Source organism: Sediminibacterium sp. C3, assembly GCF_000508085.1.
In the GTDB taxonomy this organism is placed as follows: Bacteria; Bacteroidota; Bacteroidia; order Chitinophagales; family Chitinophagaceae; genus Sediminibacterium.
This window is the reverse complement of the sequence record NZ_KI669560.1, coordinates 1892475-1909142: the sequence shown is the minus strand read 5'-3', so window position 1 is coordinate 1909142 and position 16668 is coordinate 1892475. Positions and strand designations below refer to the sequence as shown.

16 protein-coding genes, 1 tRNA gene and 1 pseudogene are annotated in these 16668 nt (G+C 37.8%); 4 read left to right on the top strand and 14 right to left on the bottom strand.

The features are described 5' to 3' along the window. A partial coding sequence (locus F777_RS16260; RefSeq protein WP_037369295.1) for a PIG-L family deacetylase occupies positions 1-1550 on the top strand: 1550 nt, incomplete at its 5' end. Positions 1551-1565: 15 nt separating this feature from the next. Further along, complete coding sequence (locus tag F777_RS0108860) at positions 1566-2186, top strand: phosphatase PAP2-related protein (protein WP_026751728.1); 621 nt, start codon at positions 1566-1568, stop codon at positions 2184-2186. A 12-nt stretch (positions 2187-2198) separates the two neighbouring features. Here F777_RS0108860 and F777_RS0108855 read toward each other — a convergent pair whose 3' ends face one another. The 11 genes and pseudogenes from F777_RS0108855 to F777_RS0108805 all read right to left on the bottom strand — a co-directional run bounded on the left by F777_RS0108855 (position 2199) and on the right by F777_RS0108805 (position 12437). Then, positions 2199-3122, bottom strand: a complete 924-nt coding sequence (locus F777_RS0108855; protein WP_037369292.1) for a phosphatase PAP2 family protein — start codon at positions 3120-3122, stop codon at positions 2199-2201. 9 nt (positions 3123-3131) lie between these two features. Further along, on the bottom strand, positions 3132-3731 hold the full coding sequence (locus F777_RS0108850; RefSeq protein ID WP_026751726.1) for a DUF4833 domain-containing protein: 600 nt from the start codon (positions 3729-3731) through the stop codon (positions 3132-3134). Between the two features lie 78 nt (positions 3732-3809). Continuing rightward, on the bottom strand, positions 3810-4541 hold the full coding sequence (locus F777_RS0108845; RefSeq protein ID WP_026751725.1) for a CDP-alcohol phosphatidyltransferase family protein: 732 nt from the start codon (positions 4539-4541) through the stop codon (positions 3810-3812). 41 nt (positions 4542-4582) lie between these two features. After that, positions 4583-7132 (bottom strand): DUF5686 family protein, encoded by a 2550-nt coding sequence (locus F777_RS0108840; RefSeq protein WP_235785914.1) that lies wholly within the window; start codon positions 7130-7132, stop codon positions 4583-4585. Between the two features lie 6 nt (positions 7133-7138). After that, positions 7139-7516 (bottom strand): GtrA family protein, encoded by a 378-nt coding sequence (locus F777_RS0108835; protein ID WP_026751723.1) that lies wholly within the window; start codon positions 7514-7516, stop codon positions 7139-7141. After that, on the bottom strand, positions 7510-7962 hold the full coding sequence (locus F777_RS0108830; RefSeq protein WP_026751722.1) for a phosphatidylglycerophosphatase A family protein: 453 nt from the start codon (positions 7960-7962) through the stop codon (positions 7510-7512). The genes F777_RS0108835 and F777_RS0108830 overlap by 7 nt, the downstream gene beginning before the upstream one ends. Continuing rightward, positions 7959-9208: pseudogene (locus tag F777_RS16255) on the bottom strand (inositol-3-phosphate synthase). The gene F777_RS0108830 and the pseudogene F777_RS16255 overlap by 4 nt, the downstream one beginning before the upstream one ends. 103 nt (positions 9209-9311) lie before the next feature. After that, positions 9312-9905 carry a TetR/AcrR family transcriptional regulator gene (locus F777_RS17285; RefSeq protein WP_051408527.1) on the bottom strand — a complete coding sequence of 198 codons (594 nt, stop codon included), beginning with the start codon at positions 9903-9905 and terminating at the stop codon, positions 9312-9314. Positions 9906-10057: 152 nt separating this feature from the next. Beyond that, positions 10058-10131 (bottom strand) — tRNA-Arg (locus F777_RS0108815). A gap of 63 nt (positions 10132-10194) precedes the next feature. After that, a complete protein-coding gene (locus F777_RS0108810) occupies positions 10195-11913 on the bottom strand; it encodes a hypothetical protein (protein WP_026751721.1) in 1719 nt (572 codons plus the stop codon). After that, on the bottom strand, positions 11913-12437 hold the full coding sequence (locus F777_RS0108805) for a DUF4833 domain-containing protein (protein WP_161631503.1): 525 nt from the start codon (positions 12435-12437) through the stop codon (positions 11913-11915). The genes F777_RS0108810 and F777_RS0108805 overlap by 1 nt, the downstream gene beginning before the upstream one ends. 29 nt (positions 12438-12466) lie before the next feature. Here F777_RS0108805 and F777_RS18595 point away from each other — a divergent pair, with 29 nt between their 5' ends. Together F777_RS18595 and F777_RS0108800 are read left to right on the top strand one after the other, a co-directional pair. Beyond that, the gene (locus tag F777_RS18595; RefSeq protein ID WP_081720542.1) at positions 12467-12802 is read left to right on the top strand and encodes a PAS domain-containing protein; all 336 of its coding nucleotides are present in this window, start codon (positions 12467-12469) and stop codon (positions 12800-12802) included. 309 nt (positions 12803-13111) lie between these two features. Continuing rightward, positions 13112-13981: a sensor histidine kinase gene (locus F777_RS0108800; RefSeq protein WP_026751719.1), complete on the top strand. Its 870-nt coding sequence runs from the start codon at positions 13112-13114 to the stop codon at positions 13979-13981. 8 nt (positions 13982-13989) lie between these two features. Here the strand turns inward: F777_RS0108800 and F777_RS16245 are convergent, their stop codons facing one another. The 3 genes from F777_RS16245 to F777_RS18170 are packed head-to-tail and all read right to left on the bottom strand — an operon-like array spanning position 13990 to position 16666. Further along, complete coding sequence (locus tag F777_RS16245) at positions 13990-15771, bottom strand: beta-glucosidase (RefSeq protein WP_255326571.1); 1782 nt, start codon at positions 15769-15771, stop codon at positions 13990-13992. Positions 15772-15800: 29 nt separating this feature from the next. Beyond that, the gene (locus tag F777_RS18175; protein ID WP_201767589.1) at positions 15801-16328 is read right to left on the bottom strand and encodes a glycoside hydrolase family 3 protein; all 528 of its coding nucleotides are present in this window, start codon (positions 16326-16328) and stop codon (positions 15801-15803) included. Positions 16329-16348: 20 nt separating this feature from the next. Further along, the gene (locus tag F777_RS18170; RefSeq protein WP_201767588.1) at positions 16349-16666 is read right to left on the bottom strand and encodes a hypothetical protein; all 318 of its coding nucleotides are present in this window, start codon (positions 16664-16666) and stop codon (positions 16349-16351) included. Positions 16667-16668: the final 2 nt, after the last annotated feature.

The window sequence follows — 16668 nt, the reverse complement described above, 5'->3', positions numbered from 1 at the left end:
CACCTAAAGAGGAAATGAAAAAATACTGTGCTTCGTACGAACAGGCTATTGAAGCTGCAGGTGGCATTGATTTGCAGGTATTGGGAATTGGACAAAACGGTCATATTGGATTCAATGAACCCGGTTCCAGTATATTATCCAAAACCAGATTGGTGAATCTTGAAAACAGTACCCGAGTGGCGAATTCCTATGAGTTTGGCACCATTACCAAAGTACCCAGACTGGCCGTAACCATGGGTATAAGTACCATCTTAAAAGCCAAAAAAATTATATTATTGGCCTGGGGAAATAAAGCCAGTATTGTTGCCAAATCTGTTGAAGGAAATGTTACTGAAAGTATTCCAGCCAGTATATTACAACAGCATGCTGATTGTACTTTCATTATTGATCAGACAGCTTCTACAGAGCTTACCCGAATTAAATCTCCCTGGTTAACCGGAGATTGCGTCTGGACAAAACAGATGATAAAAAGAGCGGTCGTAAACCTGGCACTGAAATTAAATAAATCGGTGTTAAGCCTTACAGCACTCGACTATACAGAGAATGGATTATCCGATTTACTGGTAGAACAGGATGATGCATACGAGATTAACCTGCAGGTATTTTATATGCTGAGAGATACCATAACCGGTTGGCCTGGAGGCAAACCCAATGCAGTGATTCCGGCACACCCTGAAAGGTCAGAACCACACCCCAAAAGATGTTTGATTTTCTCTCCTCACCCCGACGACGATATCATCAGTATGGGTGGAACTTTCATGCGTTTGCACGACCAGGGACATGAAGTGCATGTGGCTTATCAAACCAGTGGCAATATTGCTGTTACAGATGAGTTTGTTACCCGCTTCATCGACTTTGCTGTAGGATTTGAAGAAATGTTTGGCGTAGACAACAGCAAGAGTATTGAACAGCTAAGTTCAGCAGAACGATTCATTGCTTCCAAGAAAAAAGACCAGATGGATACAAAAGAAATCAGAGCCATCAAGGGATTGATCAGAAGAGGGGAAGCAAAAGCAACCTGCCGTTATGTAGGACTTCCTGAAGGCAGATGGCATTTTATGAATATGCCTTTTTACGAAACAGGAACCATAGAAAAAAAGCCTTTGGGCGAAGACGATATTCTCATTACGATGGAGCTGCTCAGAAAGATCAAGCCCCATCAGGTTTATTGTGCAGGAGATTTGGCAGATCCGCATGGTACACACCGCGTTTGTCTGGAAGCCGTATTTGAGGCACTCAGAAGGATCAAAGCTGCCGGCGATGATTGGGTAAAAGATTGCTGGGTATGGTTGTACAAAGGCGCATGGCAGGAATGGGATATAGCAGAAATTGAAATGGCTATTCCTATGAGCCCCGATCAGGTTAAGAAAAAGCGTTTCGGCATTTTCATCCATCAGTCACAAAAAGACATGGTACCTTTTCAGGGATCAGATAACAGAGAATTCTGGCAACGTGCAGAAGACAGAAATGCCAATACTGCCAATTTATATGCTGCACTGGGCATGACCAAATATGCAGCCATGGAAGCATTTGTTCGTTGGCATTACTAGCCCTACTTTTGCGGCATGATGAAAAAGAACTGGGAAGAATTTCTGAGGATAAAAGCTTTCAGAAACAAGCTCGCCTTAGGAATTCTGGTGCTGGTGTTACTGGTAGCTTTTCTACCCTATTACTTTGCTTTTATAGAAGCCAGAAAGGGCATTATCATCAATGACCTGGTATTGGACTATATAGATAGTGCCAATGTTTCTATTCCTACTTTTATAATAATCTGGTCCTTAAGCTTGTGGACTCTGTATGTAAACATACAGGTCCCAGCAAGAATGCTGCAAATGCTTTGGGCATTCAATGTCCTTTCCCTTTCCAGAATTCTTAGTATTTACCTGGTACCCCTTGAACCCCCGGCTGATTTGATAGAATTAATTGACCCTATAACCAATACCATTTACGGTGCGAGGTTTATTACCAAAGATTTGTTTTTCTCTGGCCATACTGCAACCCTGGTAACTTTTGCACTATGCATGCACAAAAAAAGCCATAAACTCATTGTGTTTGCTGGTGCAATAGCTGTTGGTATTCTGGTGTTGATTCAACACGTGCATTATACTATAGATGTAATTGCAGCTTTTGTTTTTCCTTTTGTACTGGTGCCTATTGCTAAAAGGATTTGTAAGCCTTTCAATTAATGAATTCACTTTTTATTTCAGCGCGTCAATTGCTTTTTCAACGGACCGGTGTACCCAACCTTTTGAATGGATAAAACGCTGGAATAGCCAGATACCAGTAATGGCACAAACAATTCCGGCCAGCACATCTAAAACATAATGATGACTGCTGTAAACTGCAGCAAACCAGATACCCATCATGATGGCACCAAACACCCAATTAACCGGACCGAGTTTATTCCGTATAGCATAGTACAATACGATAAGTGGATAAGAAGAGTGCAGTGAAGGCATTGCCGCAAATACATTTGAGCTTTTCTCGTACAGTCCCTTAAAAATTTCAACACCGAAGAATTCATCAAAACGATAAAGTCCTGCGGTATTTCCTTTTGTATTGGCAATAAAATCGAATCCGAATTGTTGAACGTACCAAGGTGGGGCAGCAGGATAAATATAATAAATACAAAAACCCAGAAGATTTACTAATAGGAATGTTAGTGAAAAATAAAAGAACTCTCTTTTTCTGGTAAAGAACAAAACACCAGCAAAAGTTAAAGGAACTGGAATCCAGCTTAAATAGAATATACCTGTTAGTACATCTAGAGTGGCATTATGATTCATCAGCCAGTATTCATTAGGAGTAACTACGGATCCTTTATAATTGAATCCGAAAATACTTTTTTCCAGATTGTATAATTCCCTGATACTGACTGTATTGTATTCGTAATTAGGGAAAGCCTTCATATAATCAAATATGATCCAGAAAACAATGAAGACAGTAAACCCAAGAATAAATTTCCGGGTAACAGCCGATAAATAATACATAAAATTAAACAAGCCAACCAGTACCAGCTGATCTGTCTTAAACCCAATCAGGAAATAAGACAATACCAGATAGGCAACAGAAAATAATAAAACTAAAAAAGATGCTTTTATTTTCTTCGACTTCAATGGCATACAAATCAATTATGGTTTAAATCTTTCCATGATGGGTTTGTTGGTGGCAGCTTCCTTACCTTTCATTTCTATATACCTTACATTTGGATTAAACAAAGTGCCGCCGGGATCAATCTGAATATAAACCCTTTTAATTTCAGACTCCTTATTGTTTATCAGGGTATACATTTTATATGTATTGTCTATTGGCGATTTCTTCAGTGTAAATTCTTTTTTCTTATAGGCAACCAGTTGAATCGTAAAACTTCCATCCTTATTTTTTTTGGAAATAGTTCCATAAGCAAATGCTTTCTGTATAAAATTTAATTCTTTGCGCATCCCGCCCTCTGGATAACGGATCCAGAAAACTTTCACAGGTGTACTTTCATCCAGTTCTCCTTTATCATTTACATTCAGAGAATAAATTACCGTATTGGTATTAGTGGTTCTCTGCAAATAAAACAATTGATTCTTAATTCCTGAAGGAACCGGAAATGTATCCTGTGGATCTGTTTCATTAGGCAAATTAAATGCTGCTTCGCTGGTTGCTGCAAATAAAATATTTACACTGCTGATAATACCTACGAGTATTATAATAAAACCCCATACTTGCTTTCTCACTAAATTCACGCCTAACAATTTTTCTTTTTAAGTTTTTCTAATTCTTTTAAAGACACACCAATATGTCCAACCTGTTTCAATGAATCATTATCCTTCTGCTTTTTGCTTATCCTTCAAGTCTAAAGCAGCCTTTGCATCCACTAACCGTTTAAAGGCTGTATAATTGGTAAGTACCGCCATAATGGTTAATGGGAAAGTGAATACGGAAATGGTTTCAAACACCAGAACTGTAGTACCTGGCAAATACACTTTAAACTCTCCGCCAATAAAATAAGAAGTAATACCACAAGCTATTGCTGTAACACCAATGGTGATTACCCTTTCAGGTCTTTGCATTAAACCTTCCTTGCATTCTACACCAAGCCCTTCAGCTCTTGCCCTGGTATAACTCACCATTAAAGAACCAATCATTGCTATAAACGCAAAAAGAGAACTGTAGAAATAATTATGCGAAATCAGGTAATAACAAATACCGAGAAACAATACCAATTCACTGTATCTATCCAAAACCGAATCAAACAAAGCTCCAAAAGAAGAAGACATTTTACCCAGTCTAGCCACCTGTCCATCTAGCATATCAAATACGCCGGCAAATAAAACCAATGCCCCTGCCCAGCCTATATAACTCAATTCTCCTCTATGCCCTTTCTCTGCTCCCTCAATAAATATGGCGGTGACCAGTATGTTCAACAGCAATCCGATAAAAGTAACCGCATTGGGTGTAAGTCCAAGTTTAATTAAAAATTTAACAAAGGGGTTAATCACAACATAAATGGCTTGTTGTGCTTTATCTCTGAATCTTGGCTTTGAATGGTTCATTTTAAAAAATTGAATTCAATTTTTATATATCCTTGTTTAAATTAAAAGTCAACTCTAAATCTGGTTCTTATACCATAAGGTGAAATACCAGGATTATCCAAGTAACTCAATCGTTTTACAAAATCTACTCGAAGTACATTGAAAATATTCTCAACCCCAATACTGGCTTCCATATAAGGTTTGGCAGGATCCAGTGCAAAAGTTGTGGTAGCGCCATTAATGGTTGGGTACTTAAATAAATTGGGATTCAATGATGGATTATTCTCATTCCTCACTCCACCATATAATATTTTAAATGAAGCTACTTCTCTGAATTTCAATTTTTTCAACAAAGGAATTCTGTTAAATACAATACCCATGAAGTGATGTACCCAGGTAAAGGAAGCATAACGGTCACTCACAAATTCCAAGAAGTTCATCATATTATAAGAGTTCAGCTGGTAGGCAAAAGTCTGATTGGCTCTGTGAACAGTCAGCAATGGGAATGGAACCTGACCAAAAGTATATCCCCCTTCCAACGTTGCATCAGCATACCCTAATCGTCCCATGTAATTTCGCTTTTCAATACGCAAATCCAGTTTCTGATAATTGTACTGCCCACCCAACAAACCTTTAACACCAGCGGCTGCACTTAAAGTAAAAATGGGATACTTTGTAAAAATGGGGATACGGTATATTTTACCCTGATAGAATTTTTCATTGGGTGCATAACGAATCTGACCATTGATTTCAGTGGTAATTACATTTTGAATATTATCATTATTCGCCTTGGTATACGTTAAAATACCAGCTGGTTGCTGGTGCCAGTTTTTAAATCCAACACTAAATGATAATCTGTTCTTAAATTCTTTTACATATTCCGCCTGATAGATATTATTATACAACCATCTTTCATTGTTTCCTCTTTTAAAGGAAAGCAAGAAGTTGTCTTCCTGTACAAACTCTAAATCCTGTCCTGGAATTTTTGTATCGCTCTGTGCACTGATTCTGATATAGTTCAGCGGGAATGTATAAATAGACTTGTTGTTTAAGGAGTAAGTTGCACTCAGGAATCCCTTCCATTGCTTATCATTAAACCCGTAGGCACCATAGGTTTCAAAATACAAACGCTTACTTAAAACCGGCGTTGTTCTTCCACCCACACGCAACCTAAATCCCTCAACCGGGTTAAAGCTATAGAAAGTGTTAACAGGTCCAATTTCAACTGGACCAAGATTTCCATACCCTGCAAACAATAAAGTAAAAAGTGCCATGGTCCTTCTGAATGAAGGCATTTTCTCCAGACTATCAATATTGCTATATACTTTTGACTCAGGTATAGACAAAGGATTGTGTCTACGCGACTGCCAGAAACTGTCTGGCATCTTGCTGATTACCGCATCATTTCTTACGATTGCAGGTCCCTGAAAAATGGAATCAGCCAATGGCTTATTGGTAGTGAAACCTTTGTAAGACACGGTTCGCTCACCAAAAAATCCACCACTGGTACTACTTTTACTCAAGCCCATATCAGCCATCAGATTACTTTTGACCACATGGTACTTTTTATCCTCCCCTCTTTCAAAATCTAAATCAGCATGTAATTCCTTAATCCAGTTGATATTGGCATTTCTACTGATGAACATATTGATTTTCTGAACAGCATAGTTACCATCCAATGTAATAAACATATTTCCCCTAAATAACAAATCATTGGTATTACGGGGAGTAAAATACAATTTCACCAACTTTGTACCATAGTCATCAACGACGGTATCTCTGATATAGTACATATAGAATGTAGGAGCCGCATTAGCAATAGGACTCAGAAACTGGTAAGTGAAAATGGGAATATTATTTTCGTAAATATCAATATTCTCATACAACCGATTCAGCAAAGAACTCAAGCCATCGTTATCAATATAACTTCCGAAATTTACTTTCTTCTCCCCCAATATAATTGACTTGGAAGCAGCTGGATCTTTACGGAGATATTGTTTAGACAAGCGTTCTTCCATATAAATGGGAATCAAAGATTTACCACTCAGTTTTGAACTATCCCTGTTCTCAAAAAGAAAACTGTACTTTTTTAACATCCGGGAATTAGTGATCTTATCGTTGGAACTACTTAAGGCAGCATTGATTTTTTCGTACTGCTCGTACTCCACGAAATCGTAACTGGCTACTTTATTATTTTCTCTGTTCTCAATTACTTTTCTAATTAGTTCTACTGCAGGATTATCCTTGTTCCGGTACTTAGCTCTTTTATTAGTGGAGACCGTTACATTGGTTAACAGGGATGGATCCGGTCCTAATTCAATATTCAGTTCCTGCATCTTAAAACGATTCACGGTAAACTGAACCTGACGGAATCCAACAGACGAAACAACAACTTTATTAATATTGGTATTGGTAATAATCATGTAACGGCCAAGGCTGTCGGTAACCACTCCTCTCCCTTTCAGGAAATAAACACTTACACCCTGCAACGGCTTTTTTGTGATGGAATCTATTACAATCCCTTTTACCACCGTTTCCTGCGCATTAACCAGTTGAACAAAGAAAATACTCATTAATACAACAAGTATTTTAAATCCAAATCTGTCTTTCATAGACATTTATTTAAATACAAATTTTCCCTGCATCAGATAGTTATAAAAAATACCAACCAACAGAGAAATTAAAATTTTTGAAAAAATATAATTCGCATGTATAACCTGAATCATCAGCGTCATCCCTGCAATATTTAAAATGAAATTCCCAACCCACACTAAAAAATACCGGAAGGCCTGCACAAAAACCGGCTTTGATCCCCCTGTAAAAACCCAATTCCTCCCCAACAAAAAATTTACTACCCCCCCTGTTATTGTGCCAATGGCTGCGCCCAAAACTGCATATAACTTAACCCATTCAACCATCATCACGGTCATTATAAAATCTATAACCGATGCCATTAAGGAAGATGCCTGGGCTTTTATAAATGCAGATTTTACCATAGTTTTAATAGAAGAAATACATGCAGAACTAGATTGCTGTAAATACCAGCCAGCACATCATCCCCCATCACTCCCCAGCCTCCGGGAAGCTTCTCTAACCTGCGAATCAACAGCGGTTTAAGAATATCAAAAAACCTGAATAGTACCAGGGCAACAAAAACATTTAAGGCTGTAACAGGAATAAATAATAAAGATACAAGCATACCTGCTACTTCATCAATTACCACTTTGCTACTATCCTTACCCCATTTCTTTTCTACTTCATTTCCCGCCCAAACACCATACATGATTACCAATAAGGTAATGCCAAGAACCAGCAGAGAACTGGGCTCAGCTACTGCAACAAACCAGATTAAAGCTGTTGCAATAGCTGCGACCGTGCCTCCACCTTTTTTTATATATCCAATACTAAAAAAGCTGGATAATATTTCATGCAATTTTATCATAGTGCTTCTACTACATCCTGGTAGTAATCTAAGCCAAGATGTGTAATCAAATCTTCACCCATGATATGTCTCAAAGTATTTTGCAACTTGATCAATTGTTTGAAAATATCGTGCTCTGGTCTTAATCCGGGTAAAGTCTGAGGAGATTTAAAATAGAATGATAACCACTCCTGAATGCCACTCATATTAGAACGCTTCGCAAGATCCATGAACAATGCAAGGTCTAATACAATCGGAGCTGCAAGAATGGAATCACGACAAAGGAAGTTGATTTTAATTTGCATTGAATAGCCTAACCAGCCAAAAATGTCAATATTATCCCAGCTTTCTTTGTTATCACCATGAGGAGGGTAATAGTTGATTCTTACTTTATGGTATAAATCGCCGTAAAGAGAGGGATTTACTTCAGGCTGAAGAATGTCTTCCAATACACTTAGCTTGGAAACTTCCTTGGTTTTGAAGTTATCCGGATCATCCAACACTAAACCATCTCTATTACCCAGGATATTAGTAGAGAACCAACCCTTCACGCCCAACGCTCTTGCATGTAAACCAGGTGCCAGAACGGTTTTCATTAAAGTCTGACCTGTTTTGAAGTCCTTACCTGCAATAGGTGTTTGGGTTCTTTTGCCAATGCTTCCAAAGCAGGAATATCAACGGTTAAGTTAGGAGCACCATTTGCATATGGCACACCCAGTTTTAAAGCAGCATAAGCATAAATCATACTTGGAGCAATGGCCGGATCGTTGTTTTTTAATCCTGCTTCAAATGCTGCAAGGGTTTCATGCACCGCACTGGTTTCAATATATTTTTCTGTAGATCCGCACCATACAATTACAACACGGCTACATCCATTGTCTTTTTTGAATTGCTCAATATCGTTCATTACTTGTTGAGCCAGATCCCACTTGGAACTTCCTTCCTTAATATGTGTACCATCTAAGTTTTTAATATACTCACGATCAAAAACAGCTTTCATCGGCTTAATGGCTTCCAATTCAGGCTTAACCGCGTGCAACAACATGGGCTCAAGAACCTTTGCATTCATTGCAGCTTCAAATACATTATCTGCATAAACATCCCATCCGCCAAAAACGATATCCGTAAGATTAGCTAAAGGAACGAAATCCTTTATTAAAGGGTAGCGATTTTCGGTACGCTTACCTAAACGAATATTACCCATCTGCGTCAGTGCGCCAACAGGTTGAGATAATCCTTTATTAACAGCTATTACACCTGCAATCATGGTGGTTCCTACTGCGCCTAAACCTGGAATCAAGATACCTAGTTTCCCTTCTGCAGGGGCGATGTTTTGTTTCATATTTAGTGATCTTTATTTATTAAAATATTTATTGATAAGTTTTTTTTAGCCCTTTCATGAACAGATTGGAAATTGCCCCGATTCTGTTCTCCAGCCCCACGAGTTTATCGTTGAAAAAATCCCGCTCAATCCCACGTATACTGCTCACCACAACCGATGGCAATAAATCCATTTCCTGCTCAATCTCCTGATTGAACTCCCCTTTTTCTATACCGTATAAAAGAATAGACCTGATCAGATTAATCTCCAGTTGTGAATACTCATTAAATAAAACCCTTCCGCAGGGAATTTGTTCAACGAATTCTCCACAAACCAAGCGATAGAGATTCAACATATTGCTAAGAACCTTAATTCTTGTGACAGCAAAAACTTTTAATTTTTCTTCGGCAGATTCTACACTTTCAACGGCAATTTGGGTTTGTCTGAATACTTCCTGGAGTTCTCGTTGCAGAACCTCTTCAAAAATCAGTTCCTTGCTCTGGTAGTAGTAATACAATGTACTTTTCCCCTTGCCCAATGCCTTGGCAATGTCTTCCATAGTGGTCTTTTTAAGGCCGTATAGCTGGAAAAGCTTCTGGGCTTCCCGTATAATATCCTCCTTAAAAATATCTTCTTTTACCATAAACTTTTAGACCAAATTAGTTTTGGAGTCCAAAATTACAATAAATGTTGGTACATTGATTGAATTATCGGTGAAAAGCAAGAAATCTTACAGACTTCTGACAATTCAAGTACTAAAAAAGCCACCATAACAAGAGTTACAGTGGCTTTTAGTGACCGCGTTAGGATTCAAACCTAAAACCTTCTGATCCGTAGTCAGATGCTCTATTCAGTTGAGCTACGCAGCCATTCCGTTAACGGGCTGCAAATATAAATCAAACATTATAAATGGCAAAATAAGTTCGCTTCTTTTACTCTAAAATCCATTCTTTTCTAATTAGATTTCCGTTTTGCTGAACCCCTTCCACAATAACCCTGTGTCGCTTACTTCTATCATTGTTAAAATAATTGATTTTAAATTCAGGTTCTTCAGGAGTTAAATGAAGGGAAGAAACCCAATGCAAAAGTTTGCGTTTATCTATTACAGATTTCTGTTTTTCAGAATTATATTGTGGTCCAATGAAGGGCTGATAAGTAGTAAATCCTTTAATCGGGATCTGTGCAAGCATAGATCCTTTAGGTATATAATTGGCTTCATCACCTTGTTTGGTGTAAACAGCTATTGCCCCGTTGGGTGCTCCCAATGCAGCTCCTAAAAACGGGGGTCTGAATACTTTTACAAAAGCAATTTCATTAATATTCAACGTTTGTATAACCTCCATTTCCACCATCATTTGATTCAGAAAAAATTTCAGTGTGTCTTGTTGAGATCTCCAATATAAACGGGGTTTCCCATTGCCCGCATTCATCTGATCATCAAAGGAAATTTGAAGCCCAGGAACTTTTCCTCTAAGGAATTGAAAAATATTAGGGAAAGAAATTGCATTAGGTGTCATCATATTAAACCCAATTGCATCCCCACCTTTGAATAATCCGGTTGTATACTTATCCTCCAAAACCTGTAATGGGCTTTTACTTGTACTGTATACCACTACTTCATTCTCTGCAGGTACATAAGAGGCCAGATCTCTGGCTTGGGGGGATTGAAACCGCAACTCAGGCAAAGGGTAGCCGAAATCATTCACATAAGCCGGGGCATCAGAAAACAAACCCAGTTGTTGAAACTGTAGTGCAAACTTTTGATTCTTCTTTTTACGAGTGTTTAGCTGTATGCCAAGGCTGGCAGAATCATTAATAACTAAACGATCAATTAAAAAGGTTCGGGTGTCTGTTACAGGCACATCATCAATTATGGGAACAGTACCTCTTTTCATCAATGAAAAAGAAACCATTGTATTCTTCAATACTTCAGGGTCGTTTAGAAATGTCCCTTTCACCTGAATAAAAGCATCCGTATACGCAGGACTTTTTTGAACGATGAAAGAACTAGCTGTTTTGCTGTCTTTTAATATAGAATAAACAGAAGGTAGATAAGTTTCGTCCTCAATAACCGAGACAGAAAGATTCACAAAATCACCTGTCTTATTAATAACAGACCACTCATTTTTACCTTTTGCATCAAATGACTGTGAATGTTTTGTTATCATTATCAAATCATTTGACATATTCATCGCAGTATCCTGGCCAGCCTTGAATGATTTATTATATGCAGAGTCGGTTACAACAGCACTTAAATTGCTCTGATAAACAGGAACAACCTGGTCACAATAACGAAATTCAGGGATTTGATTGATTGAAATTAGTGTATATGCCCGCATCCTTAGAAAGGCAGAAGCATATTGCTTAGGTACCAGAAAGTTGATATCAGCACCTCCCTTCTGAGCCAGATAGGCCTGATGCTCCAGTAAAAGCCCTTCTGCATTATACCAGTCTACATACACATTAACAGGCTGCATTAAAAGCCTGTTATTCTGACGAACATAAATTTTGCTATATATTCTTTCACCTGCACCATAAACAGATTTTGCCTGATGTGCATATAAAGAATGAAATGAAGGCTGTTGGGCATTCAAGGAAGTGTTACCCGCAATTACTAAAATCAGCAACCAAAAAAGTTTTATTATTCTCATTAGTCAGGAATTATTTTTAAACTTGTCCTGTTACCCGCACTATCAAATCCAAATAGGATTACATGCTCTAGCTTTGGATTCAAATCACTTCGACCCTCTTTCATTTTTAAGAACAACCGGGTTAGAATAATTGTTTGATTTTGTATATATGTTTCTACAAATGCCTTTCCGTCCTGCCCAATTTTCATCCAAAGGTCTAAACCACTATAGGATACCAATTTAAGCTTGAACAAACTTTCTGAAACTTTTCTGGCATGAATACCATACGCCAGTTTACGTTGAATAGCTGACAAAGGTTTAATTACGCCACCTTCGGTGTACACCACCCGATATACGGTAACAGGTTCACGCTCATTTAATACTTTGCCTGAAGTGAAATTGGCATCATACACATAGGTATTATGGTTTTTACTGTGTTGAATAATAAAAAGCCTATTTTCAGTAGGTGCCGGAACTGGATAATTCTCCTGAGCATTTACAAGCGAATAAACAAGCAGAAATCCAATAAAAAAACAAAATCTCATCACCATTATTTGTAACGGTAATTTACTAAATAACATACACATCTTTTCAAATTATCAATTTAGAAGGAAGGATACTATTTTGCAATAAGTCTTCTGAATTCATCCTGGGCTTCCCTGCAAATACCATTATAGGTACTTCTATTTTAGATAAAGTTGTTGAAGAAGATAAATCCAGCACACAGGAAGCATTTATTTCTGTAAGACAACTGGGTAAGATTTACAATTTTGAAAACAGAATTTTAAGCAAGGATAATACTGAAATTTATTTATGCTGGAGTTTTATCTGGGATGAGCAAACGAAAGATACCATTGTTATTGGTCGAAATATCTCTGAGCTGAAAAATAACGAGAGGATCAGCTTTTAGGCAAAACATCTTTTGATCCTGACTGGAATGTAATTCACAGCGACGGATCTCCATTTCCAGGCCAGAAACATCCGGTACCCATGGCGATTGCTACGCAACAACCCGTTAGAGACGTAATTACTTGACATTCTTGATAATACTCCTGCCTTCCTTGCCACTTTCGATTTAAATTTCAAGTTCACTTATGCCAATAAAGCTTTATTAAGAAATATAGGATTAGAGGAATCAACCGATGTTAATGAAATTAATTTAAGGAAATTCAGAATCCTTGACGCAGCTTTTACACTGGATGAACTTTTAAATATTTTATTGAAGGACGGCAGCTGGATCGGGTCAAACACATATCTGAATTTAAAAAACAAGGAAATTACTGTCTGGCAGGTTGTTTTGTTACATAGGAACGAACAAAATGTTCCCACACATATTTCAGTAACAGCATTAGATATTTCTACCAATAAAGCGCTTGAAAAAGAAATTGAACTTAACAGGATTAAGTCTGAATTTGTCACAAATGTATCGCACGAATTCAGAGCCCCGCTTACCATTTTCAGAACCAGCATGGAAATTCTGGATATATATCTTAAGAAGCTAAAAATTGATTTGCCGGAAGAACTCATTAAAAGATTACAAGTCATAGACAAAGAAATTGACCGACTTACCTATGTAATTACTGAGTTTCTTACTGTGGGAAGAATGGAGTCGGGTAAAATAACGGTTAATAAGAAAGAAATCTCAATCATCCCCATTATACAAAATTCCATTAACCGGATTGCATTAATGAATAAAAATGAACGTCAGATTGATTTAACCATCACAGGTGAACCTTCTATTTTACTTCTCGATGAAATACTGATGATGCATATATTAGATAATATTATAGCCAACGCTATTAAATATTCCAAAGAAAGGAAGGCGCCTGAAGTAATGGTTAAATTTGAAAAAGAGCAGACACTTATTATTGTGAAAGACTATGGAATCGGGATCCCTAATCAGGAGAAAATAAAACTTTTCAGTTCGTATTTCAGGGGATCCAACACCAAAAATATCAAAGGAAATGGCCTTGGATTGGTGCTTGTGAAAAATTTTGTAGACATGCAAAACGGAAAAATATCATTGGTAAGTGAAGAAAATGTAGGCACCACTGTAACCATTGAGTTCCCGTCGATTACTGTTCAGTAAGTTTCATCTTATTCAGATTTCCAAAGCATTAATTTTTTCTTCAGTAACAGTTCTTTGCTGTTCTTACCAATCATGATATTTATTAAGCCTGGTTCAAAAACAGCGTTTCTTTCTTTATTAATCAGATAAAACAACTTACTGCTAAGGGAAAAAACAACTGTCTTTTTTTCACGTGGCACTAAATGAATTCTTTTGAAATCAGCTAAAGACTGCACTGGAGTGGCAACTGAGGAAAGAAAATCATTTACATAAAGCTGAACCACTTCCTCTCCTTCTTTTTTACCTGTATTCTGTACATCCACAAAAATATTTATCTCTCCTGTCTCACTAAGACTGTCATTACTAAAACGAAGATTGCTATATTGAAAATCTGTATAACTCAACCCATAACCAAATGGAAAAAGCGGCTCTCCGCTTAAATCATGGTAATCGTCTCCTCGTCCTGTAGGCTTATGATTATATACCAGGGGCACTTGCCCCTCACTAATAGGAAATGTAATTGGCAATCTTCCGGCTGGATTCTTTTTCCCGAATAAAATATCTCCAACCGCATTTCCTCCTTCTTCTCCCGGATACCAAAGCATAATTACACCATTTACTTTATTCAGCCATTTTTCCATAGTAATGGCACTACCACCCGTCAACATTACAACCACAGGTTTTCCGGTTGCAGCAATCGCTTCAATTAATTTCTCCTGATTTGAAGTCAGGGACAAACGAGCTCTGTCCTGAAATTCTCCTTCATGAATACCTGCAACAACCAATGCCAAATCGGATTGTCTGGCTACTGCGACTGCATCTGCAATTAACCTATCAGTACTATCAGTCACTGCCCGATTCCATAATAATTTTATTTTAGCATTGCCTTTTGATTCATAAAATTCTACCCGAATAGCATATTGCTTTCCTTTCTCCAGTAACAGCGACACAATACTTCTTCTATAGGATAACTTACTCCACTGATTAATGATTAAACGATTGTCCAAATACATTCTAAACCCGTCATTTCCTTCCAATGCCAGCTGGTATTTTCCTGTTTTATATGGAACCAGATAACCAGTATACCGGACTGAAAAATGGTTGGCATCAAGAGTACTATCAGGCGACATAAAAGTATAGGATTCATTCAGCTCATTTACTTTTTTAATCTTTACCAAACTTTTACCAGGTTCCAGCCCATTAAAATAATTGGCCATTAAACCTCTGGTACTTCCAGAGTTGTCGGTGTATAAATTTTCACTTGGAATAACCGAAAAAAGATCGGATTGAACAGAAGCCCCTTTGGAATAAATAAGCTTACGATTCTTTCCAGCAGCAGCTTTTATTCCATCCAGGATAGTTGCGACACCATTGCCCGGGCCACTGTATCCACCTAGCCTTCCTTTGACTGCTTCTTCACCAATCACGGCAATGGTTCGCACAGCAGGCTGAATTGGTAGCACTTCCTGGCTATTTTTAAGCAGCACAAAGGATTTAGCAGCAGCTTCCCTGGCCAATTTTTTATGCACCGAATTATTTACCCACTTAGCTGCTTCATTTTCATCAATAAATGGTTGATCAAAAAGCCCCAATTCGAACTTAATGCGCAAAACTCTTCTTACTGCATCATCTATTCTTTCTTTAGAAATGCTGCCATCTAAAAAAGGGGGCATAAACAATTCGTGATGCTTATACTGAGTTTGAAAAATCACATCCAGGCCATTATTAATGGCATCAGCTGAAGACGCAGGATAATCAGCCGTGGTATGATGCAAAACGGTTGATCCACCAACTGCACCCGCATCTGAAATTACAAATCCTTTAAAGCCCCAGTCCTGCTTTAATTTTTATTCAACAGCCAATCATTGGCTGTAGCAGGAATTCCATTCACAGAATTATAAGCAGTCATAATGGATCTTGCACCAGCTTGCTGTACAGCATATTTAAATGGGGGAAAATACAACTCATCCAATAATAATTCGCTGGCATGAATTGGATAACTATCTCTTCCACCATCTCCTACATTCGCAATAAAATGTTTAGGAGTAGCAACAATCCCATTTTGCTCCAGATTCCGTATATAAGTACCCGCCATCTGTGTTACCAATAAGGGGTCTTCACCATAGGTTTCTTCGGTACGGCCCCATCTTACATCAGATGCAATATTGAGTACAGGTGATAAAATATCCCGGATACCTCTCACTTTTGATTCAATTGCAATGGCTCTGGATACAGCACCCATCGTTGCTGTATCAAAAGTAGCAGCCAAAGCAATGGACTGCGGAAATGCAGTTGCTCCATTACGTACTAGCCCGTGTAATGCTTCGTCAAAAGGAATAATAGGTATACCCAACCTGGTTTGATGCACAAAATAAGATTGAATTTGGTTTACTTTTTGGCTAAGGATAAAGCATCTTCTTTTGTATTGTATAACAACATCTGATTACCAGCAGAATTTCTGGCGTTAGCTGCACTTACCTGGAAACCAAACAAACCTTCCTTATACAAATCCGGTTGTTCACCAAGGTCTCCCGGAATCATAAATAACTGCCAGAATTTTTCTCTTTGGGTCATTCGTTTTAAAAGATCTTCTACTCTTTCAGCATTGGAATACCTGGGATTTTTATAAAGAGGACTTTGTTCCTGAGAACATACATTATTCCATATACCCATCAACAACAATAGAAATACAATTGGTCTTAACATAG

Bases quoted from the DNA above. Each gene is read 5' to 3' on its own strand.
- F777_RS18170 (WP_201767588.1), bottom strand. From the start codon at position 16,666: ATGTTAAGACCAATTGTATTTCTATTGTTGTTGATGGGTATATGGAAT.
- F777_RS0108835 (WP_026751723.1), bottom strand. From the start codon at position 7,516: ATGGTAAAATCTGCATTTATAAAAGCCCAGGCATCTTCCTTAATGGCA.
- F777_RS0108840 (WP_235785914.1), bottom strand. From the start codon at position 7,132: ATGAAAGACAGATTTGGATTTAAAATACTTGTTGTATTAATGAGTATT.
- F777_RS0108860 (WP_026751728.1), top strand. From the start codon at position 1,566: ATGATGAAAAAGAACTGGGAAGAATTTCTGAGGATAAAAGCTTTCAGA.
- F777_RS0108855 (WP_037369292.1), bottom strand. From the start codon at position 3,122: ATGCCATTGAAGTCGAAGAAAATAAAAGCATCTTTTTTAGTTTTATTA.
- F777_RS0108845 (WP_026751725.1), bottom strand. From the start codon at position 4,541: ATGAACCATTCAAAGCCAAGATTCAGAGATAAAGCACAACAAGCCATT.
- F777_RS0108805 (WP_161631503.1), bottom strand. From the start codon at position 12,437: ATGAGATTTTGTTTTTTTATTGGATTTCTGCTTGTTTATTCGCTTGTA.
- F777_RS17285 (WP_051408527.1), bottom strand. From the start codon at position 9,905: ATGGTAAAAGAAGATATTTTTAAGGAGGATATTATACGGGAAGCCCAG.
- F777_RS0108810 (WP_026751721.1), bottom strand. From the start codon at position 11,913: ATGAGAATAATAAAACTTTTTTGGTTGCTGATTTTAGTAATTGCGGGT.
- F777_RS0108830 (WP_026751722.1), bottom strand. From the start codon at position 7,962: ATGATAAAATTGCATGAAATATTATCCAGCTTTTTTAGTATTGGATAT.